This window comes from Phenylobacterium sp. Root700, from assembly GCF_001429025.1.
In the GTDB taxonomy this organism is placed as follows: Bacteria; Pseudomonadota; Alphaproteobacteria; order Caulobacterales; family Caulobacteraceae; genus Phenylobacterium.
Map to the genome: position 1 here is coordinate 146,361 of NZ_LMHT01000011.1, position 20,475 is coordinate 166,835.

Sequence of the window (20,475 nt, forward strand, 5' to 3'; positions counted from 1 at the left end):
CGAAGTAGATTTCATTTTGACGCCCCGTTTTGTGACAAAGGCGTTCAACAGTCTCTCGAAATTTCCGGCAACGAACATTAGCTAAGATCTTAGATAGTATTTCTATTATCGAGATGGCTCATAGATGAGATTTCCACCGATCATAATTTGGGCGGAATATTTGCGTTGGCGATCTCGCTGTTTAGTTCGTCTGTCCAAAGTGGGCGAACATCCACCCTGGCTGGGATCGCGCCGATCTGGGCGAAGGTGTCGGCCACGGTCTGCTGCGAGGCGATCGCCAGCGCGTTCACCGGCGCGATCTCGGTGCGGGCGCTGCGCTCCTGGTGCTGCTGCCGATAGATCTCGATCGGAACGCCGGTGGCCTTGGACTGCGCCGCCGCCCAGATCTCGGGATTGGCCTCGGCCCAGGCGTAGGCCTGCCTGGCGCGGGCCAGGTGGTCGACGATCGCCGCGCGTCGGGGTGGGTCCTTCAGCGCCTCGGCGAGGGCCGCGTGGAGATAGTTTCCCGAGAGCCTGCCAAGTCCCGTGGTCAGGACTCGCGCGCCCAGCCGCGCCCGGGCTAGGTTGCCTTGGACGCCATAGATCACCCAGGCGTCCAGCGAGCCCTGGCTGAAGGCCGATAGGCCGTCCTGCGGCGACAGGGCCACCGGCTCGATGTCGGCGAGGGTCAGGCCCTGTTCGGCCAGCAGCCGGACCAGGAAATACTGCGCGGTCGTGGCGCGGACGAAGCCGACGCGCTTGCCTTTCAGGTCCGCCGCCGAGGCGATCGGCGAAGACTTGGGGATCAGCGTCACCTGCGAATTGACGTCGCCCTTCTGCACCGCGACCAGCCGGAGCAGGGTCGGGCGACCGGCCACGAACACCGGCGGGATCTCGCTCATCGAGCCCAGATCGATGGCGCGGGCGTCGATGGCCTCGGTGATCAGGTTGCCGCCGACGAACTCGGCGTACTGCACCTTGTAGGGTGTCTGATCGAGACCCGCCGCGCGCAGCAGGTTCTGGACGCCGCCCTTGAAGGTGGCGACCCGCAGGGTGGCGCCGCCGGCGTCACCGACGGGCGGCTTGGCGGGCCCGCAGGCCGAGAGGGCCGCTGCGCCCGTAAGGACGGAGCGGCGCGACAGATCGAGGAGCGAGGTCATCAGTCGAAGAGGTCCGGCTCTTCTTCGCTGACGATGTCCCAGTAGGGCTGGAAGGCGTAGACCCCGCCGATCTCCGACCCGATCTGGCTGGCCGTGTGGCGCGCCACCTCCGGCGGCATCGGACGGGTCTGGCCCGCGGCCTCGGCCAGCAGTTGGACCTGGCAGGCGTTCTCCAGGGCCAGGTAGCGCCAGACCGCCGCCTCGACGGTCTGGCCGACGGTGAGGATGCCGTGGTTCTGGAGGATCACCGCCTTACGGGGGCCGAGCGCCTCGGCGATCTTCTCGCCCTCGCTGGTATCGAGCACGACGCCCGAGAACTCGGTGAACAGCGAGTGGTCGTCATAGAAGGCCGCCGCGTCCTGGGTCAGGGGATCGAGCAGGCGGCCGAGCGCCGACCAGGCCTTGCCGTAGAGCGAATGGGAGTGGGCCGCCGCGATCACGTCGGGCCGCGCCTTGTGCAACTCCGAATGGATGGCGAAGGCCGCGCGGTTCAGGCGCGGCTTGGCGCGGGCCGGCGGCTGGACGATCTCGCCCTCGTGGCTGACCAGCATCAGGTCCGACACCGTGATCCGGCTGAAATGGACGCCCGCCGGATTGACCCAGAAGTGGTCGGGAAACTCCGGGTCGCGGGCGGTGATGTGTCCGGCCCCGCCCATGTCGAAGCCGTTGCGCGCGAACAGCCGGTAGCCGGCGGCCAGCCGCTGCTTGCGATAGAGCCGCTCGGCTTCCAGCGTCGGCTGCTGCGGCACGGCGCCGGGGGCGCCGAAGCTACGCTCGGGCAGCACGGTCTCGATCTTGGTCGGGTGGACGCCCTCCAGGGGGCGTTGCACGGGGAGGTTCATGGTCGGCTCCTGGCTCTCAATAGCCGCGCACGGTGTCGACCAGGTCTTCCAGCGGCGTTCCTTGGCGGAAGCGCGCGAGGTTCTGGGCGAACTGGGCGGCGAGGTTCTGGCGGGTGTCGGGGGTGTGGACCGAGGTGTGCGGCGACAGCCTCACCTTGGGGTGCCCGTAGTAGCGGTGGTTGAAGGGCAGGGGTTCGGGGTGGGTGACGTCGAGGCTGGCCAGCGCCACGCGGCCGTCGTCGAGCGCCTCCAGCAGGGCGTCGTCGTCGATCAGGGCGCCGCGCGCCACATTGATCAGGTGCAGGCCAGGCTTGGCGAGGGCCAGCACCTTGCGCCCGATCAACCGCGTGGTCTCAGGCGTCGCCGGGGCGGCCAGGACCACATAGTCCGAGCGGGCGAACAGCTCGCCCAGATCGTCCAACTGCTCGACGCCGGGTTCGGCGATCGGTTCACGCGAGCGCCGGACCGCGACGACGTTCAGGCCCAGGGCGCGGGCGCGCGGGGCCAGCGCCTGGCCGATGGAGCCGAAGCCCACCAGGCCTAGGGTCTTGCCGGCCACCAGGGTGATGGGCGTCGGCGCCCATTGTTCGAAGCGGTCGATCCAGATCTCCGGCAGCCGCTTGGCCTGGGCGAAGATGGCGGCGAGCGCGAACTCGGCCAAGGCGACGGCGGAGGAGCCTCGCGCCGAGGTCACGGCCGGCCCCTGGAACAGCCAGTCGGGGTAGAAGTCGATCCCGACCGAGACCAGCTGCACCCACTTTACGTTGAACGGCCAACCCGGCGGCGGGCTGGGCGGCAGAGAACCGCCCGCCTTGCGGAAGGGGGCGGCGATCAGCACCTCCGTCCCTCTGGGCAGGGCGGCCGGCGGCCCGACCGGGACGCCGACGATATCCACATCGGGCAGGGCCTCTGCGAAGGCGGTGTTGAACGCGGCGTTCAACTGGCTGGCGACGACAAGCCGGCTCATGACGGCGGCTACTCCGCGGCCAGGATCTTGGGCGCGCCGCGTTCGGCGACGGCGGCGCGAAGCTGCGGCAGCAGTTCGCGGCCGTAGTCGATCGTGTCCTCCAGCGGGTCGAAGCCGCGGAACAGGAACTTGGTGATCCCGAGGTCGTAATAGTCGAGCAGGGAGTCCACGACCTGTTCGGGCGTCCCCACCAGCGAGGTGGAGTTGCCCTGCGCGCCGGTCAGGGCGGCGATCTCGGTCCACAGCCGCTTGTCGCGGACCGCGCCGCCGGCCGCGGCCTCCAGTAACCGCTGACCGCCGCGCGCGGTGGCGTAACGGGTCGGGCGGCCCTGGCCGCCGGCCTTCAGGGCCTTGGCCTCTTCCAGGATGTGTTCGGCCCGCGCCCAGGCGGCTTCCTCGGTCCGGCCGAGGATCGGGCGCAGCGAGAGCGAGAACTGGATCGTCCGGCCATGCTTGGCGGCGGAGGCCCGCACGCGGCCGACGATCTCGCGGACCTGGTCCAGGGTTTCGCCGAACAGGGCGTAGACGTCGGCCTGCCGCCCGGCGATCTCGACCGCCTCATCGGAGGCACCGCCGAAGAAGACCGGGACGTGCGGCTGTTGCAGCGGCCTGACCGCCGCCGGCGCGCCGATCACCCGGTAGTGCGAGCCGTCGTGATCGAAGGGGCCCTCGCTGGTCCAGGCTTTCTTGAGGACGGTGATGTAGTCGTCGGTGCGAGCGTAGCGCTGTTCCTTGGTCAGGAAGTCGCCGTCGCGCTGCTGCTCCTCGTCCGAGCCGCCGGTGATGACGTGCACCGCCAGCCGCCCGTCGCTGAGATGATCCAGGGTGGCGAGTTGCCGGGCCGCCAGGGTCGGCGAGGTGAAGCCTGGCCGGTGAGCCAGCAGGAACTTCAGCTTTTCGGTCTGTTGCGCGGCGTAGGCGGCGACCTGGAAGCCGTCCGGCGCGGCCGAGTTGTAGCCGATCAGCACCCGGTCGAAGCCGGCGTATTCGTGGGCCTTGGCGTGGGCGGCCAGGTAGGTCTTGTCGATTAGGCCGCTCTGCGCCGCATGGGTCTCTGACGCATACTGGGTGGAGATCAGGCCGAGGATTTCAAGGTCGGGGGCGTTGGACATGTTCAGGCTCCGGGGAGGGAGAAGAGGGTCAATTGGAAGCGAGGCTGGCGAAGGCGGCCTTGCCGGCGCCGGTCAGGACGATGTCGGCCTGGGGCGTGTGGACGCGGCCGCAGAGGACGTCGCGGTAGTGGCGTTGCAGGGGGTTGGCGCGTGACAGGCCCGGATTGCCGGTGGCGGCGATCGCCTTCTCGACGGCGGCGATGGCGTTCTCGGTGACCAGGTGCTTGACCAGCCCGCCATGGGCCGCGCCGAGCCGGCCCTCGGCGGCGGACTCCAGCAGGACGCGGTTCTGCAACAGCAGGCCGTCGATCTGCCCGACCAGTTCCTGGAACCGGGGCAGGGTCGCAAGCGACTCCCCGAGGTTGGCCGGTTTGCGATCCAGCAGGAACTGTACGAACCAGTCCCGCGCCGAGCGCGCCACGGCGTCGTAGATCGCCGCCGTCAGCACCGGCGACCAGACGGCCATGGCCGGGTCGGGCGGCTGCGGCGCGCTGGGCAGGCGCGGCGCCAGGGCGTGGTGCTCGGGGATCGGCGTGTTCTCGAAGATCACGTCGTGGCTGCCGCTGGCGCGCAGGCCGGTGTGGTCCCAGGTCTCCTCGATCCGGCGGCCCGGCGCGTCGCGATGCACCAGGAAGCCGCCAACCCGCGGCGTGTCTTCGTCGGTGCGGGCCCAGACGATCATCCAGGTCAGGGCCGGCGAGCCGGTGGAGTAGATCTTGCGGCCCGACAGGCTCCAGCCGTCGGCGGTGCGCCGGGCGATAGTCGCCGGCAGGCCGCCCCGTGCGGGCGTGCCCAGTTCCGGTTCGACCCGCAGGGCGTTGATCAGGGCGCCATGCTCGACGGCGTCGCGGACCACGCGGGCCTTCAGGTCGTCGGTGAAGCCGCCGCGCCCGTCCAATGAGGCGTGGAACAGGTACTGCATGGTCAGCACCAGGGCCGTGGCCGGTTCGCCCCGCGCCACGGCCTGGACCACCTTCAGCGTCGTGGGCAGGTCGGCCCCGCCGCCGCCCAGGCGCGGCGGCGCGGTCAGGGCCAGCAGGCCATGGCGATGCAGCGCGGCGAAATTCTCGAACGGGAAGCTGGAGTCGCGGTCATGTTCGGCCGCGGTCGCGGCGAAGGCGGCGGTGAGGTCCGGCAGCAGGGCGTCCAGGTCGACAGCCGCGCCGGGCGCTTCGGCGAGGAGTGCGCTCACGCCACGATCTCCCCGCTGGGGAAGGCGATCAGCGCGCCCTCGACCGGGGCGGCGCGCGGCGCTTCGACCCCGAGGTGGCCGAGCAGCCGATTGCGGATGGCACGGAACTCGGCGTTCGATTCCCGAGGTCTCGGCAGGGTGATCTTCTCTTCGGCGGCGATGGCGCCGGCGTCGAGCACCAGCACGCGGTCGGCCAGAGAGATGGCTTCGTCCACGTCATGGGTGACCAGCAGCACGGCCGGCGCGTGCTTGCGCCAGAGCGACAGCACCAGGTCGTGCATGCGGATGCGGGTCAGGGCGTCCAGCGCCGCGAACGGTTCGTCCAGCAGCAGCAGGCCAGGTTCGCGGACCAGGGCGCGGGCCAGGGAAGCCCGCTGGCTCTCGCCGCCCGACAGGGTGGAGGGCCAGACCTCGAGGCGATGTCCCAGGCCAACCTCTTCCAGCGCGGCCTCGGCCCGAGCGCGGGCGTCGGCGCCGCTCAGGCCCAGCGCCACGTTGCGCCAGACCCGTTTCCACGGCAGCAGGCGGGCGTCCTGGAAGACCACGGCGCGGGTCGCCGGCGTCGTCACGTCCTGGCCGCCGGCGGAGTCGAGACCCGCCAGGGTGCGGAGCAGGGTGGTCTTGCCCGAGCCGCTGCGGCCGAGCAGGGCGACGAATTCGCCCCGGCCGATGTCGATGTTCAGGTCGTTCAGGACGACGGTCTGGCCAAAGCGGCGGGTGAAGTTGCGGACCCGGACGGCGGGAGCGTCACGGTCGGCCGTCTCGGGGATGGGGCGGGCGAGGGATGGCGGCACGGTCGGGCCTTTCGCTCAGGACTTGATGAAGGACGGACGCCAGGCCAGCGCGTGCTGTTCCAGCGAGCGGACGATGAGGTCGGCGGCCAGGCCAAGCGCGGCGTAGACCAGCAGGCAGACGACGATGATGTCGGTGCGCATGAAGTCGCGGGCGTTGTTGATCAGGTGGCCAAGACCGGCCGAGGCGTTGATCTGCTCGGCCACCACCAGGACCAGCAGGGCCACGCCCATGGCGTAGCGCAGGCCGACCAGGAACGAGGGCAGGGCGCCGGGCAGGATGACGTGGATGATCTGCTGGACCTGGCTCAGTCCGAAGCTGCGGGCGGCTTCGATCAGGCGGACGTCCACGGCGCGGATGCCCGAGAACAGATTGAGATAGATCGGGAACACCGTCGCCACCGCGATCAGGGTGATCTTCGGCGCCTCGCCAATCCCGAACCAGACGATGAACAGCGGGGTGAGCGCCAGGCTGGGGATCGTCCGCTTGATCTGCATCAGCGGGTCGACCGCCGTCTCGCCCACCTTGGAGAGGCCGGCGACCAGGGCCAGGACCGTTCCAACCACCAGGCCGATGCCGAGGCCGGCGGCGGCCCGCGCCAGCGAGACCACGAGGTTGGCCGGCAGCTCGCCGCTGGCGGTCAGTTCCCAGAGGGCGCCCAGCACGGTCGACGGCGCGGCCAGGATGCGCGGCGGAATGACCCCCGAACGCGAGCCCAGCTCCCAGAGCAGGAGCAGCAGAACCGGCGACAACCAACGAGCATTGCTCAAGGCAAATCTCGGCAGGCGCAGTTCGATAGGTTTTCTATCGGCCGTCGTTAGAGACACTGGAAGGGCTCCGGGCTTTGCGGCGCAAGGGAAAAATCCGCTTGGCGTTTCCCGAGAAAGCCCGTTAATTCCTACCAACTCAATAGACTTATCCTCAACCCAACTATCAGGGAATCTCATAAGTGGACGCACCCCGATGGCCGTGAATTTGCCCACCGAACTGCTGCGGAGTTTCGCCGCGATCGTGGACTCCGGCTCGATGCTGCGGGCGACCGAGCGGGTGTTCGTCACCCAGTCGGCGCTCAGCCTGCAGATGAAGCGGCTGGAGGAGACGGTGCAGGCGCCGCTGTTCCACCGCGACGGCCGCAGGCTGGTGCTGACCCCGATGGGCCAGAGCCTGCTCACCTTCGCGCGCGAGATGCTGGCGACCAACGACCGGGCGGTGGCGGCCCTGACCGGCGACGCCCTGGCCGGGCCTGCGCGGGTCGGCCTGGTGCAGGACTTCGCCGAAACCCTGCTCTCAGGCGTCCTGTCGCAGTTCGTGCAGCTCAATCCCGACGTCCAATTGCAGGTGCGGGTCGGCGGCTCGCAGGAGCTGCTGGAGCTGCTGAAATCGGACCGCCTCGACGTCGTGCTCTGCATGGGGGCGGGCGATGACGCCGCCGCCATCCGGGTCGCGCCGACCGTCTGGCTGGGCGACGAGGCGCTGCTGGACGACGACGTGCTGCCGCTCGCCATTCTGGAGGAGCCCTGCCGTTTCCGCGACGCCGCCCTGGCGGCGTTGAAGGCGGCCGGGCGCCCCTATCGCGTGGTGCTGGAGACGCCCAGCCTTTCGGTGCTGCGCGCGGCGGTCAACGCCGGGCTTGGCGTCAGCTGCAGGACGCAGATGTTTTCGGGTCGCCTGATCGCCGGCGCGGAGACCTCGCTGCCGGCCCTGCCGAGCGTCGCCTATGTCAGCCACACCCGCGCCAACCCGCACTCGACCATCACCCACCTCGCCGACCTCATGCACGCGGCGGTGCTGGACCAATGAACGACCAAGCCGGAGCCCCAGTCATGACCGCGCCGCTGCCGGACCACGCCCTCGACCAGCTGTTCCGAGCCGCGCGGACCGCCAACGCATGGACGCCCAGGCCGGTGTCACAGGCGGTGCTGCGCGACCTCTACGAGCTGGCCAAGTGGGGACCGACCTCGGCCAATGTCTGCCCAGCGCGGTTCGTGTTCCTGACCACACCGCAGGCCAAGGCGCGGCTGTCGCCGCACCTCTCCAGCGCCAATCGCGCCAAGACCCTGGATGCGCCGGTCACCGCGATCATCGCCTACGACCTGGACTTCGCCGAGCGGACGCCCGAGCTCTTCCCGCACAATCCCGGCGCCAAGGCCTGGTTCGCCGATCCGGAGGTGGCGGCGGTCACTGCGATCCGTAACGGCACCCTCCAGGGCGCCTATCTGATGCTGGCGGCTCGGGCGCTGGGCCTGGATTGCGGGCCGATGTCGGGCTTCGATCACGCCGCCGTCGACGCCGAATTCTTCGCGGGCCGGCGCCTTGCGACAAACTTCATCTGCAATCTGGGCTACGCCTCGCAGGCCGACCTGTTTCCGAGGCTGCCGCGTCTCGCCTTCGACGACGCCTGCGAGCTGCTCTGACGGGCGGCCTGTTCCGTCGACGAGGGAAACCGCCGCCGCTGCTCCCGGGCGACATTGGCGTGAGAAGGAAGCCCTAGGCGGCTGATCTGGTGTGACCGATACGTGATCACGCCGGGGCTTGGCGTCTGGGCGATATAATGACACGAATAGTGTCAATATAAGTCGGGAGGCGACGATGAGGCGATGGGCAGGGGTGGGCGCTGTTGTGCTCGTATCGGCGGCCGCCTTGAGTCTGGCGGCCGCGAACAAGACCACCGTCCTGTCGCTGATCGCCAGGGCCCGCATGCCGCATGTAGAGCCGAACCGGCCGGTGACCTGGGCCCAGGGACCGCAGGCGGCCCCGGCCGGTGCGCGGCCGCCCAACGTGGTGTTCATCCTGGCCGACGACCTTGGCTACAACGACATCACCTTCAACGGCGGCGGGGTGGCGAACGGCGCCGTGCCGACCCCGAACATCGATTCCATCGGCAAGACCGGGGTGGCCTTCGCCAACGGCTATGCGGGCAACGCGACCTGCGCGCCCTCGCGCGCGGCGATCATGACCGGTCGCTACGCCACGCGCTTTGGTTTTGAGTTCACCCCCGCGCCGGTGGCGTTCGCGCGGATGGTGGGGACCGAGGCCGAGCCCGGCGCGCTGGTCAAACCGAAGTTCTTCCCCGACCGGGTCAAGGACATGCCGGCCGGCAGCGCGACGCGCTCGCCCTCGGCGGTCAACGAGCTGAGCGTCCCAGCCAGCGAGATCACCATCGCCGAGGTCCTCAAGACTCGCGGCTACCACACCATCCATCTCGGCAAGTGGCACCTGGGCGGCAAGGCCGGTTCGCGGCCGGAGGACCAGGGTTTCGACGAGAGCCTGGGCTTCATCGCCGGCGGCTCGATGTACCTGCCGGCCAAGGACCCGGGCGTCGTCAACTCCAAGCAGTCCTGGGACGCGATCGACCGCTTCCTGTGGCCGAACCTGCCCTATGCGGTGCAGTACAACGGCGCGGCGCTGTTCAAGCCGAAAGGCTACATGACCGACTATCTGGCTGACGAGGCGGTCAAGGCGATCAAGGCCAACAAGAGCCGTCCGTTCTTCCTCTATTTCGCCCCGAACGCGATCCACACGCCGTTGCAGGCCAAGCGGGAGGACTACGACGCCCTGCCGCAGATCAAGGATCACCGCCTGCGGGTCTATGGCGCCATGGCCCGCAACCTCGATCACAATGTGGGGCGCATCCTTCAAGCGCTGAAGGACGAGGGGCTGGACGACAACACCCTGGTGATCTTCACCAGCGACAACGGCGGCGCCGGCTATGTCGGTCTGCCCGACGTGAACAAGCCCTATCGCGGCTTCAAGTCGACCTTCTTCGAAGGCGGCATCCACTCGCCGTTCTTCATGCGCTGGCCCGGCGTGATCCCGGCGGGATCGAGTTACGCCTATCCGGTCGGCCACATCGACATCTTCGCGACCGCGGCCGCGGCCGCGGGGGCGCCGATGCCGACCGACCGCACGATCGACGGGGTCGACCTGTTGCCGCACCTGCAAGGCAAACTCGCCGGGCGGCCTCACCAGACGCTGTTCTGGCGCTCGGGTCAGTACAAGGCGGTGCTGGACGGCGACTGGAAGCTGCAGGTGAGCGGCGCGCGCGACAAGGTCTGGCTCTACGACCTGGCCAATGATCCGAATGAGCAACGCGACCTGTCGCTCGCCCAGCCTCAGAAGGTGAAGGCCATGATGGCGCTGATCGCCGCCCAGGACGCACAAAGCGCCAAGCCGATCTGGCCCTCGCTGCTGCAAGGCGCCGTCCTGATCGACAAGCCCGGCGGCGTTCCCCAGAAGGCCGGCGACGAATACATCCTCTGGGACAACTAAGGCGCGCGCCTCAAGGGCGGCGGCTGATGAGGCCGTCGATGACGGCGACGATGTCGTCGGGGCAGTCTTCCTGCAGGAAATGGCCGCCCTTCAGGGTGACGTGCGGCTGGCCCTTGGCGCCGGGCATCCGCGCCTGGAACATCGCATCGCCCCCGTGGGTCACCGGGTCGGCGTCGCTGAAGGCGGTGACGACCGGCCGCTCGAAGCGCTCCAGCACCTTCCAGGCCTCCAGGTTCTGCGCCACCGAGGCGTGCTCGGGGGTGACCGGCACCAGGGCGGGGAACTGCCGCGCGCCTTCCTTGTAGGTCTCGTCGGGGAAGGGCGCGTCATAGGCGGCGACCTCCTCGGGCGTGAGGTTCCGCGCCGCGCCGCCGTTGACGATCATGCCGATCGGCATCAGCGGGACGGCCTGGCTGAAGGTCAGCCAGGCCTTGAAGCCCTCGGTCATGCCCGAGCCGGCGGGCAGGCCGGTGTTGGCGACGACGATCCCGGCGAAGCGCTCAGGGAAGGCGGCGACCAGGCGAAGGCCGATCAGCCCGCCCCAGTCCTGGCAGAACAGCGTCAGGCCCGAGAGGTCGAGGGCGGTCAGCCACCGGCTCATCCAGGCGACGTGCCGCTCATAGGTGTAGTCGGCCCGGCTGGCGGGCTTGTCGGAGCGTCCAAAGCCGATGAGGTCGGGACCGATCACCCGGCGGCCCTTGGCGACCAGGCCGGCGATCACGTTCCGGTAGAGATAGGCCCAGGACGGCTCGCCGTGCATCAGCAGCACCGGGGCGCCGTCGCGCGGCCCTTCGTCGACATAGTGCAGCCGCAGGGGCGGGCCGTCCGGGTTCTCTATCTCCAGATAATGCGGGGCGTAGGGCCAGCCCTCCAAGCCCGAGAAGCGGTCGTCCGGAGTCCTCAGAACCTGCATCGCATCTCCTCGCGCGCACTCGGCGCTGGCGAACCTTCGAAACTAATGACATTATGCGTGTCACTATATTCCGAGCCGGTCAAGCCGGCCATGGGGGAGCGCTATGTCTCGAGGGTGGAAAGCCGGACTTGTGGTCGTGGCGGTGCTCGCGCTGGTCTCGGCCGCGGTGTGGACGATGCGTGGGGCTGTCGCGATGGCGGCGATGGAGAAGATCTATGCGCGGGCGATGGCGCCTGACCCGTTCAGCGATCTGCCGGACGGCCTGCATGTCGGCCTGTGCGGATCAGGCTCGCCTATGCCTGACCCGGCCCGGGCCGGTCCTTGCACGGTGGTGCTGGCGGGACGGCAGCTGTTCGTGGTCGACGCCGGCGCCGGCGGGACCAAGAATCTCAGCCTGATGAACCTGCCGCCGGGCAAGGTGGATGCGATCTTCCTGACCCATCTGCACTCCGACCATATCGACGGTCTGGGCGAACTGATGCTGCAGCGTTGGGCTGGGGGCGGCCGCGCCTCGCCGGTGCCGGTCTACGGGCCGACCGGGGTCGAGACGGTGGTGGCCGGCTTCCAGGACGCCTATCGCCTCGATCGCGGATACCGCGTCGCCCACCACGGCGAGAAGGTCACCCCGCCCAGCGGTTTCGGCGGCCTGCCGCGTTCGTTCAACCCGCCGAGAAACGCCCCTGACGTGGTGCTGATCGATACGCCGGACCTGAAGGTCACGTCCTTCCCGGTGCATCATTCGCCGGTCGAACCGGCGGTCGGCTACAAGTTTGTCTACAAGGGGCGCAGCGCGGTGATCAGCGGCGACACCACCGCCTCCGAGCGCGTCGAGGCGGCGTCCAAGGGCGTCGATCTGCTGGTGCACGAAGGCCAGTCGACGGCGCTGGTGGCGATGCAGCACAAGGCCGCGATGGCCGCTGGCCGCCAGAACCTGGTGGCGATCACTCACGACATCCTCTCCTATCACACGCCGCCCGAGGACGCGGCGCGGTTGGCGGAGCGGGCCGGCGCGCGCTACCTGCTGTTCACCCACATCATTCCGCCCCTGCCGATGCGGGCGCTGGAGGGGCCGTTCCTGGGCGACGCGCGGGCGCTGTTCTCCGGCGAGATCCGGGTCGGTCATGATGGCGACCTGATCAGCCTGCCGGCTGGCGGCAAGGAAATCCGCCGTATCGATCGTCTCGCTATCTTCCAGTGACGGCGCGGCTGGAGCTTGAACGCGCCAGGCCCTAAGTCATGGACCAGACCTAGGGTAGGCGAGGTGGCGTGAGCCGGGCGATCCAACCGAACGAAGCGGCGGGCGAGGCTGGGCCAGGACAGGACGGCCGTCGCCGGCGGGGCCAGGACAACCGCGCCCGTATCGTCGCGGCCATGCTCGAGATCATCCATGGCGGCGAGCTCTCGCCCGGCGCCGAGCAGGTGGCCCAGCGCGCCGACGTGGCGCTGCGCACCGTGTTCCGGCACTTCAGCGACATGGACAGCCTCTATCGGGAGATGTCCGAGGTCATCGAGGCCGAGATGCGCACGATGATGGAGCAGCCGTTCAAGGCGTCGGACTGGCGGGGGCGGGTGATCGAACTGGTCGCGCGGCGCGGGGCGGTGTTCGAGAAGATCGGCCCCTACAAACGGGCCTCCGACGCCCTGCAGCACCGCTCGCGGTTCCTGCAGACCGACAATGCGCGGCTGGTCGTCATCCTGCGCGAGATCCTCAAACGCGAATTGCCGCCGCAGGTGGCCGGCGACCCGTTGCGGCTCGAAAGCCTCGACCTGCTGCTGAGCTGGGAGAGCTGGGCGCGGCTTCGGCGGGAGCAGGGCCTGGCTCCAGACCAGGCGCGCGAGGTGCTCGAAGCAGCGGTGGAGCGGCTGCTGGCCTGAACGGCGCGGTGCTCCCCGAACACCGGGCGGGTGCGTCCTTGGCACATTCCGCCCAGGCCGCTGCGATAGTAGCGGTGGGCTCACGAACCGACGACGGTCCGAGGCCTTGGGTAGGTGGAATGAAGCTTGAATACGCAGACGTCGCCAAGGGCGCGGCGATCGTGGCCCTGTTGGCTGGGGCGGCTCTCTCCAGTCCGGCGATGGCCCAGAGCGCCACGGGTGAAGCCCTCTACAAGCAGCGGTGCATGATGTGTCACACCCACACGCCCGATGGGCGCAACGGCGTGGGGCCAGGGCTCTACGGCGTGAGCGGCCGAGCCGCGGCGTCGACGCCGGGGTTTTCCTATTCGCCGGCGCTCAAGGCCTCGAAGCTGGTCTGGACGCCGCAGACGCTCGATCAGTTTCTCATCGCCCCAAGCAAGATGGTTCCAGGGACGCGAATGGTCATCTCGGTCCCTGACGCCAAGCAACGGCAAGAGATCGTCGGCTACCTGGCGAGCAGCAAGTAGATCTCCCGGGGGCTCGGCCCTGAGATCGGTGCTCCCCAGGCACCGGGGCCGACGGTGATGGCATCTCCCGACCACTTGGCGCCCGTGCCACCGTCGGTGGAGTCTGAGGGGAAGCCATGGCCTATCGCATTCATGTCAACGGCGTGGCCCGGTCGGTGGAGGCTCCGGCCGACATGCCGGTCCTGTGGGTCTTGCGAGACCTGATGGACCTCACCGGCACGAAGTTCGGGTGCGGAGTCGCCCAATGCGGGGCGTGCACCGTGCTGCTGGATGGAGAGCCGATCAGGTCTTGCGTCACGCCGATCGGATCGGTCGGCGCGGGCAAGATCACCACCATCGAGGCGATTGATAAGAACCCGGTCGGCGCCAAGGTTCAGGCCGCGTGGCTCGACATTGACGTCGTCCAGTGCGGCTACTGCCAGAGCGGGCAGGTGCTGGCCGCCACCGCGCTGCTGACCGCCAACAAACACCCCACCGACGCCGATATCGATGAGGCCATGAGCGGCAACATCTGTCGCTGCGGAACCTATCCCCGTATCCGCGCCGCGATCCACAAGGCTGCGGGCAGCTAGGAGCCGACGATGGTCGCGACAACATCCCCAAGCCGGCGCACGTTCCTCACCGCGAGCCTCGCGGCCGGGGGCGGGCTGCTGGTCGGTTTCCAGGTCCTGCCGAAGCCCGCGCGGGCGGCGGCGGCGGCCTCCACCGCGTTCTCACCCAACGCGTTCGTGCGCATCGGCGCCGACGGCAAGGTGACGGTGGTCCTGCCCAAGACCGAGATGGGGCAGGGGGTCTACACCGCCATCCCCATGATGCTGGCCGAAGAGCTTGAGGTGGATCTGGCGACGGTCACCATCGAGATTCCGCCGGGAGAGCCGGGCCGGTTCGGCAAGCTGGGGCAGGAGACCGGCGGCTCGACATCGGTGCGGGAAACCTGGGAGCCGGTTCGAAACGCCGGCGCCGCGGCGCGGATGATGCTGATCGCCGCGGCCGCCCAGAAGTGGGGCGTCGCGGTGGAGAGCTGTTCGGCGCAGGCCGGCCAGGTGGTCCACGGGACGAGCGGACGCAAGGCCGCCTACGGGACGTTGGTCGCGGCGGCGGCGCTGCTGCCCGTGCCGGCGAAACCGCAGCTCAAGGACGCGGCGACCTACCGCCTGATCGGCAAGCCGACGCGCCGCCTTGATGCGTCGGCCAAGGTCAATGGTTCTGCAGTCTACGGCATCGACGTGAAGATGCCTGGACTGAAGATCGCCACGCTCGCCGCCTCGCCGGTCCCCGGCGGCAAGCTGCGCGCCGTCAACGAAGCCGCCGCCCTGGCCGTGCCCGGCGTAAGGCAGGTGGTCAGGTTGCCTGACGCCGTGGCCGTAGTCGCCGATCACACCTGGGCCGCCAAGCAGGGTCTGGCGGCCGCCGATCCGCAGTGGGACGACGGAGCCAATGCGAACCTCAACCAGGCCGGCATAGTCGCCGAGCTGCTGGCGGCCTCTCAGCGCGAGGGTGCGGAAGCCGGCAAGCAGGGCGACGTTGAGACCGCGATGCGCGGCGCGGCGCGGAAGGTGGAGGCGGTCTACGAACAGCCCTATCTGGCCCACGCGACGATGGAGCCCACCAACTGCACCGTGCACGTGCGCGCAGATAGCTGTGAGGTCTGGCTGGGAAGCCAGGTGCCCGACACCGCCAAGGGCGCCGCCGCCAAGGCCGCAGGCCTGCCGCCGGAGAAGGTGACGATCCATAACTTCCTGATGGGCGGGGGCTTTGGTCGGCGGCTGGAAGTCGACATGGTCGAGCGGGCCATCGCCATCGGCAAGTCGGTCAACGGCCCGGTCAAGGTGATCTGGTCGCGCGAGGAGGACATCCAGCATGACCTCTTCCGGCCCTACTATGTCGACAGGATCGCAGCCGGCTTGGACCCTGCGGGGCAGCCCGTCGCCTGGACCCATCGGATCGCCGGATCGTCGATCATGGCCCGGCTTTATCCGAAATATTACAAGGGCGTAGACGCCGATGCTGTCGAGTCGGCGGTGACCACGCCCTATCGACTGCCGAACAATTTGGTGCAGTTCGTCCGCCAGGAAAGCCCGGTCACCACCAGCTGGTGGCGAGGTGTTGGTCCGCTGCGCAGCGTCTTCGTCGTCGAAAGCTTCATCGACGAACTGGCGGCGGCGGCCAAGGCCGATCCGGTGGCCTATCGTCTTGGCCTGGCGCAGGATGATCGAGCCAAGGCGGTGCTGTCGCTGGCGGCCGAAAAGGCCGGCTGGGCCCAGCCCCCGAAACCCGGGCGCTCGCGCGGCGTCTCGTTGCTCCACGCCTGGGACACCTACATGGCGCAGGTCATGGAGATCGAGATCGATCCGGACGGGCTGCCGGTGGTTCGCCGCGTGACCGTGGCGCTCGACTGCGGCCAGGTGATCAACCCGGACGGGGTGCGTGCGCAGGTGGAGGGCGGGGTGATTTTCGGGATCTCCGGCGCCCTGCACGGCGAAATCACCTTCGCCAACGGGCGTGTCGAGCAGTCGAACTTTCACGACTATCGCGTTCTGCGCATGTCCGAGGCCCCGCAGATTGAAACGCATATCATTCAGAGCACCGCCGCGCCTGGCGGGATGGGCGAACCCCCGACCGCCGGGGCCGGACCGGCCTTGGCCAACGCCGTCTTTGCGGCGACGGGCGTTCGGGTCCGCAAGCTGCCGATAGCTAAGGCTTTGAAGGTAAAGGCCTAGTCGTCGGCCTCGGCCGCAATCTCACCTGCCTGAATGACGCCGCGCCGCGGGCCTTGGTCTGCGGCGCGCGCGTGCGTGTATTGCACTCTTGAAAGCAACTCGGCCTATTACGGTGCTCTCACGTCACCGGAGGCTGGTTGCTTTGTCATCTATACGTCATCAGCCCCAGATGAGAATTGTTGGACGGGGGAGCACAGCGCGATAGTCAACTTGATGGCGTAGAAACAACTTGGCGCCGATCGCGCCGTCTATGCTCCGCGCGTGACTTCTCATTGCATCGCTCCGGTCAGGCTGCTTTCGGCGGTCGGCCAGGGGCATGATCGAAGGTGATGAGATGACGCCATCCAAGACGTCCTTGAAGTCCATCCTGTTCCTGTCGAGCGCATTGCTCAGCTCGGCCGGGATGGCCCACGCGCAGACCGCTAAATCGGTGGAGGTGGAGGAGATCGTCGTCACAGCCACACGCCAGGCCCAGGTGCTGTCACGCGTGCCGCTCAGCGTTAGCGCCTATACTCAGGAGACGATGGACAAGAAGGGCGTGAAGTCCTTTGAGGACGTCGCCCGCTTCACGCCTGGTGTGCGCTTCGACTCCGGCGACAACTCCATCAGCATCCGCGGCATCTCGTCGGGCGCGGGCTCAGGCACCACCGGTGTCTATATCGACGACACCCCGATTCAGATGCGCTCCTTGGGCTTCAGCGCCGACGACTCGCTGCCGGCGATCTTCGACCTCGAACGAGTCGAGGTGTTGCGCGGACCCCAGGGCACGCTGTTCGGCGCCGGGTCGCAGGGCGGCACCGTGCGCTACATCACCCCGCAGCCAAGTCTGACGCAGTACAGCGGCTTTGGCCGCGCCGAGGTCTCGAAGACCCGATACGGCGGCACGAGCTACGAGGGCGGCGCGGCGTTCGGCGGGCCTCTGATCGAGGACAAGATCGGCGTCCGCTTCAGCGCCTGGCAACGCCAGGACGCCGGCTGGATCGACCGGGTCGACAACGCCTCGATCAGCGCGGCCAACCCGCGCGGGATCGTCAACGACAAGAACGCCAACTCCGGCCGGGTTTCGGTGTTGCGCGGCGCGCTGGCCTTCCAGCCGATCGACGGGCTGCTGGTCACCCCGTCCGTCCAGTATCAGAAGCGCACCACCCGCGATAACGACACGTTCTTCGAGGGGATCTCGGACCGCGGGGACGGCGTCTTCCGCAAGAGCAGCCCGGAATATCGCGGCAGCCGCGACAGCTTCTACATGCCGGCCCTGAACATTCAGTACGATGTCGGGGCGGTGAGGATCGTCTCGAACACCAGCTATTTCCACCGCAACAACACGACCGGCTACGACGGGACGATCTACAACCTGTCCTACTATCAGAGCCTCTATCTGGACGAGGTCGGTGAAGGGGCTCCGCTCTATCCGTTCCTGACGTCGACCGGCATCAACCAGGCGCTGCCCCGGTATCTCAGCCCGGCGGTGGTGACGAACACGCAACGGAACTTCACGCAGGAGGTCCGCATCCAGTCCGCCGACCCCGAGGCGCGGCTGACCTGGGTGGCGGGCGTCTTCTATCAGCGTAACCGTCAGTCCAGCACCGAGGAGCTGGTCGAGCCTGCGGTCGAAGCCCTGTTCCCGTTCGCCTTCGGGCAGACGCTGGAAGAGTACTTCGAGTACCCGATGTTCGGGCAGGACAGCTACATCAACCAGACCCGGGCGACGGAGACTCAGATCGCCGCCTTCGCCGATCTGACCTATGCGCTCACCGACCAGTTGAAGGTCACGGCCGGCGCGCGCTACGCAAAGGCCAAGTTCGCCTTCACGAACTTCGCCGACGGTTCGCAGAACTATGGCCGCACCGAGGGCGAGGGGAACAGCTCTGAGAAGCCGTTCACGCCAAAGCTCGGCCTGGCGTTCCAGGCTGACCCCAACAACCTGTTCTATGCGACCTGGTCCAAGGGCTTCCGGGTCGGGGGCGCCAATCCGCCCGTGCCGGTCGACGCCTGCCGGGTGAGCCTGAACGCCTTTGGCCTGACCGGCGCGCCGTCGTCCTACAGCTCCGACACCGTGGCCAGCTGGGAATTGGGGACCAAGAACCGCCTGTTCGACCGCAAGCTCCAGGTCGCCGCCAGCGTTTATCACATCGAGTGGACCGGAATTCAGCAGGGCGTGAACCTGCCGAGCTGCGCCATCCAGTTCACGGACAACCTGGGGAACGCGCGAAGCCGAGGCTTCGACGTGCAGGCGACGTTGACGCCGATCGAAGGTCTGAGCATCGATGCGGCGGTCGGCTACACCGACGCCGAATACACCAGCACCACCCAGTTCGCCGCGAACCGGATCATCGTCAGCAAGGGCAACTCTCTGGGCAGCCCGCCGTGGACCGTCGCGCTGGGGGCCCAGTACGACTTCCCGCTGTTCGACCACTCTGGATACGTTCGCGCCGACTATCAGTACACCAGCAAGCGGGACGGCCTGGTGCCCAGCGAGGACCCGCGCAATCGCGGTTACGATCCGGAAAACGTCAAGCCTGACGCCACCAACATGGTGAACCTGCGGGCCGGGGCGATCATCGGTGGGAACGCCAATGTGTCGTTGTTCGTCGACAACCTGCTCGACGCCTCGCCGCTGCGGTCACGCGGACATAGCGACACCGAGACCCTGTTGTTCACCCAGTCGACCTTCCGCCCGCGGACGGTCGGGGTGACCGTCACCTACCGGCGCTAGTCGCCATAGTGAGGCCCGCCCGACTTTCGGGCGGGATGCGGAGGCGGTGGCCAGTCGTCACCGCCTCTATGCCGGAGGCGTTCGCCGGCCCGCCTTCCCATCGGGATTATCGCCGGCGCCGTATCAAACCATGAGTGATCGCCTTGTCCCTGAACGCTGACCTCCACAGCCGCCGGTTCGCCGCCGTTCCGCGCGGCGTCGGCAACGCCACCGGAACCTACGCCGCGCGCGCCGAGAACGCCGAGATCTGGGACGTCGAGGGGCGTCGCTATATCGACTTCGCCGGCGGGATCGCCGTGCTGAACGTCGGCCATCGGCATCCGCGGGTGATCGAGGCGGTTCAGAAGCAGCTCGGGCTCTACACCCATACCGCCTTCCAGGTGCTGCCCTACGAGCCCTACATCCTGCTGGCCGAGCGGCTCAACGCGGTGGCGCCGTTCAGCGGGCCGGCCAAGACCATCTTCTTCACCACCGGCGCCGAGGCGGTCGAGAACACCATCAAGATCGCCCGGGCGGCCACCGGCCGTTCGGCGGTGATCGCCTTCGCCGGCGGATTCCATGGCCGCACGATGCTGACCATGGGCCTGACCGGCAAGGTCGCGCCCTACAAGCAGAACTTCGGCCCCGGCCCGGCCGAGATCTATCACCTGCCGTTCCCCGACGCCCGACGCGGCGTCACGGTCGAGGACGCGATGCGCTCGCTCGACCTGGTGTTCGCCGCCGACGTGGCGCCCGACCGTGTCGCGGCGATCATCATCGAGCCGGTGCAGGGGGAGGGCGGTTTCAACCCGGCCCCGGTCGAGTTGATGGTGGCGCTCCGGCAGATCTGCGACAAGTTCGGCATCCTGCTGATCGCCGACGAGGTCCAGACCGGCTTCGCCCGCACCGGCAAGATGTTCGGGATCGAGCACTATCCGGTCGAGCCCGACATGGTGGCGGTCGCCAAGTCGCTGGCCGGCGGTTTCCCCCTGTCGGGGGTGATCGGCCGCGCCGCGATCATGGACACTGTCGAGCCGGGCGGACTGGGCGGCACCTATGGCGGGTCGCCGGTGGCCTGCGCCGCGGCCCTGGCTGTGCTCGACGTCATCGAGGAAGAAGGCCTGCTCGGGCGGGCCGACGCGATCGGGGAGATGATCAAGGCCCGCGTGCGGGGCTTCGCCCTGCGCAACGACCTAGCCCGCGTCTCCGAACCGCGGGGCCCTGGCGCGATGGTCGCGTTCGATATCGTCACCGGAAGCGGGGCTCCCGATGGCGCGGGAGCCAAGGCGGTGGCGGCCAGCGCGTTGGAGCATGGACTGGTCCTCCTGACCTGCGGAAAGTACGGCGAGACCCTGCGGGTTCTGGTCCCGCTCACCGCGTCGGACGAGATCGTCGAAGAGGGGCTTGGCCTGCTGGAACAAGCCCTGGGCGCGGTCGGGGCGCAGTGACC

General features: G+C 68.4%; 18 protein-coding genes. 10 read left to right on the forward strand and 8 right to left on the reverse strand.

Annotation, left to right across the window (positions count from 1 at the left end; all coding sequences use genetic code 11):
* Positions 1-140 precede the first annotated feature (140 nt).
* The 7 genes from ASE02_RS06295 to ASE02_RS06325 are packed head-to-tail and all read right to left on the reverse strand — an operon-like array spanning position 141 to position 6,814.
* Entirely contained in the window at positions 141-1,139 is a 999-nt protein-coding gene (locus ASE02_RS06295) for an ABC transporter substrate-binding protein (RefSeq protein WP_056732274.1), read from the reverse strand.
* The gene (locus ASE02_RS06300) at positions 1,139-1,981 is read right to left on the reverse strand and encodes a class II aldolase/adducin family protein (protein ID WP_056732276.1); all 843 of its coding nucleotides are present in this window, start codon (positions 1,979-1,981) and stop codon (positions 1,139-1,141) included. The genes ASE02_RS06295 and ASE02_RS06300 overlap by 1 nt, the downstream gene beginning before the upstream one ends.
* Before the next feature lie 16 nt (positions 1,982-1,997).
* On the reverse strand, positions 1,998-2,948 hold the full coding sequence (locus tag ASE02_RS06305) for a D-isomer specific 2-hydroxyacid dehydrogenase family protein (protein WP_056732279.1): 951 nt from the start codon (positions 2,946-2,948) through the stop codon (positions 1,998-2,000).
* Positions 2,949-2,956: 8 nt separating this feature from the next.
* Positions 2,957-4,060, reverse strand: coding sequence for an LLM class flavin-dependent oxidoreductase (locus tag ASE02_RS06310; RefSeq protein WP_056732281.1), 1,104 nt, complete (start codon positions 4,058-4,060; stop codon positions 2,957-2,959).
* Between the two features lie 28 nt (positions 4,061-4,088).
* On the reverse strand, positions 4,089-5,252 hold the full coding sequence (locus tag ASE02_RS06315; RefSeq protein ID WP_056732283.1) for an acyl-CoA dehydrogenase family protein: 1,164 nt from the start codon (positions 5,250-5,252) through the stop codon (positions 4,089-4,091).
* On the reverse strand, positions 5,249-6,046 hold the full coding sequence (locus tag ASE02_RS06320; protein WP_056732285.1) for an ABC transporter ATP-binding protein: 798 nt from the start codon (positions 6,044-6,046) through the stop codon (positions 5,249-5,251). The genes ASE02_RS06315 and ASE02_RS06320 overlap by 4 nt, the downstream gene beginning before the upstream one ends.
* 15 nt (positions 6,047-6,061) lie before the next feature.
* Positions 6,062-6,814, reverse strand: coding sequence for an ABC transporter permease (locus ASE02_RS06325; RefSeq protein WP_235536627.1), 753 nt, complete (start codon positions 6,812-6,814; stop codon positions 6,062-6,064).
* Positions 6,815-7,007: 193 nt separating this feature from the next.
* Between ASE02_RS06325 and ASE02_RS06330 the strand changes: the two genes are divergently transcribed.
* The 3 genes from ASE02_RS06330 to ASE02_RS06340 all read left to right on the forward strand — a co-directional run bounded on the left by ASE02_RS06330 (position 7,008) and on the right by ASE02_RS06340 (position 10,313).
* Positions 7,008-7,844, forward strand: coding sequence for a LysR substrate-binding domain-containing protein (locus tag ASE02_RS06330; RefSeq protein ID WP_056732289.1), 837 nt, complete (start codon positions 7,008-7,010; stop codon positions 7,842-7,844).
* Between the two features lie 23 nt (positions 7,845-7,867).
* Positions 7,868-8,458, forward strand: coding sequence for a malonic semialdehyde reductase (locus tag ASE02_RS06335; protein ID WP_056732291.1), 591 nt, complete (start codon positions 7,868-7,870; stop codon positions 8,456-8,458).
* A 175-nt stretch (positions 8,459-8,633) separates the two neighbouring features.
* Positions 8,634-10,313: a sulfatase-like hydrolase/transferase gene (locus ASE02_RS06340; RefSeq protein WP_056732293.1), complete on the forward strand. Its 1,680-nt coding sequence runs from the start codon at positions 8,634-8,636 to the stop codon at positions 10,311-10,313.
* A gap of 10 nt (positions 10,314-10,323) precedes the next feature.
* On the opposite strand, the gene ASE02_RS06345 is transcribed toward ASE02_RS06340, so the two are convergent.
* Complete coding sequence (locus ASE02_RS06345; RefSeq protein WP_056732295.1) at positions 10,324-11,226, reverse strand: haloalkane dehalogenase; 903 nt, start codon at positions 11,224-11,226, stop codon at positions 10,324-10,326.
* A 136-nt stretch (positions 11,227-11,362) separates the two neighbouring features.
* Between ASE02_RS06345 and ASE02_RS06350 the strand changes: the two genes are divergently transcribed.
* The 7 genes from ASE02_RS06350 (at position 11,363) to gabT (ending at position 20,473) form a co-directional block, all read left to right on the forward strand.
* Positions 11,363-12,424: an MBL fold metallo-hydrolase gene (locus ASE02_RS06350; RefSeq protein ID WP_235536628.1), complete on the forward strand. Its 1,062-nt coding sequence runs from the start codon at positions 11,363-11,365 to the stop codon at positions 12,422-12,424.
* A gap of 68 nt (positions 12,425-12,492) precedes the next feature.
* Positions 12,493-13,101 carry a TetR/AcrR family transcriptional regulator gene (locus ASE02_RS06355; protein WP_056732300.1) on the forward strand — a complete coding sequence of 203 codons (609 nt, stop codon included), beginning with the start codon at positions 12,493-12,495 and terminating at the stop codon, positions 13,099-13,101.
* Between the two features lie 119 nt (positions 13,102-13,220).
* On the forward strand, positions 13,221-13,610 hold the full coding sequence (locus ASE02_RS06360; protein WP_056732302.1) for a cytochrome c family protein: 390 nt from the start codon (positions 13,221-13,223) through the stop codon (positions 13,608-13,610).
* Positions 13,611-13,726: 116 nt separating this feature from the next.
* Positions 13,727-14,182, forward strand: coding sequence for a (2Fe-2S)-binding protein (locus tag ASE02_RS06365; protein ID WP_056732304.1), 456 nt, complete (start codon positions 13,727-13,729; stop codon positions 14,180-14,182).
* A 9-nt stretch (positions 14,183-14,191) separates the two neighbouring features.
* Positions 14,192-16,330, forward strand: coding sequence for a xanthine dehydrogenase family protein molybdopterin-binding subunit (locus ASE02_RS06370; protein ID WP_056732306.1), 2,139 nt, complete (start codon positions 14,192-14,194; stop codon positions 16,328-16,330).
* Positions 16,331-16,664: 334 nt separating this feature from the next.
* The gene (locus tag ASE02_RS06375) at positions 16,665-19,046 is read left to right on the forward strand and encodes a TonB-dependent receptor (RefSeq protein ID WP_162257140.1); all 2,382 of its coding nucleotides are present in this window, start codon (positions 16,665-16,667) and stop codon (positions 19,044-19,046) included.
* 143 nt (positions 19,047-19,189) lie between these two features.
* Entirely contained in the window at positions 19,190-20,473 is a 1,284-nt protein-coding gene (gene gabT / locus ASE02_RS06380; protein ID WP_056732757.1) for a 4-aminobutyrate--2-oxoglutarate transaminase, read from the forward strand.
* The last annotated feature ends 2 nt before the right edge of the window (positions 20,474-20,475 follow it).

Bases quoted from the DNA above. Each gene is read 5' to 3' on its own strand.
- ASE02_RS06365 (WP_056732304.1), top strand. From the start codon at position 13,727: ATGGCCTATCGCATTCATGTCAACGGCGTGGCCCGGTCGGTGGAGGCT.
- ASE02_RS06340 (WP_056732293.1), top strand. From the start codon at position 8,634: ATGAGGCGATGGGCAGGGGTGGGCGCTGTTGTGCTCGTATCGGCGGCC.
- ASE02_RS06375 (WP_162257140.1), top strand. From the start codon at position 16,665: ATGACGCCATCCAAGACGTCCTTGAAGTCCATCCTGTTCCTGTCGAGC.
- ASE02_RS06305 (WP_056732279.1), bottom strand. From the start codon at position 2,948: ATGAGCCGGCTTGTCGTCGCCAGCCAGTTGAACGCCGCGTTCAACACC.
- ASE02_RS06295 (WP_056732274.1), bottom strand. From the start codon at position 1,139: ATGACCTCGCTCCTCGATCTGTCGCGCCGCTCCGTCCTTACGGGCGCA.
- ASE02_RS06300 (WP_056732276.1), bottom strand. From the start codon at position 1,981: ATGAACCTCCCCGTGCAACGCCCCCTGGAGGGCGTCCACCCGACCAAG.
- ASE02_RS06335 (WP_056732291.1), top strand. From the start codon at position 7,868: ATGACCGCGCCGCTGCCGGACCACGCCCTCGACCAGCTGTTCCGAGCC.
- ASE02_RS06360 (WP_056732302.1), top strand. From the start codon at position 13,221: ATGAAGCTTGAATACGCAGACGTCGCCAAGGGCGCGGCGATCGTGGCC.
- ASE02_RS06310 (WP_056732281.1), bottom strand. From the start codon at position 4,060: ATGTCCAACGCCCCCGACCTTGAAATCCTCGGCCTGATCTCCACCCAG.
- ASE02_RS06330 (WP_056732289.1), top strand. From the start codon at position 7,008: ATGGCCGTGAATTTGCCCACCGAACTGCTGCGGAGTTTCGCCGCGATC.
- ASE02_RS06345 (WP_056732295.1), bottom strand. From the start codon at position 11,226: ATGCAGGTTCTGAGGACTCCGGACGACCGCTTCTCGGGCTTGGAGGGC.
- ASE02_RS06370 (WP_056732306.1), top strand. From the start codon at position 14,192: ATGGTCGCGACAACATCCCCAAGCCGGCGCACGTTCCTCACCGCGAGC.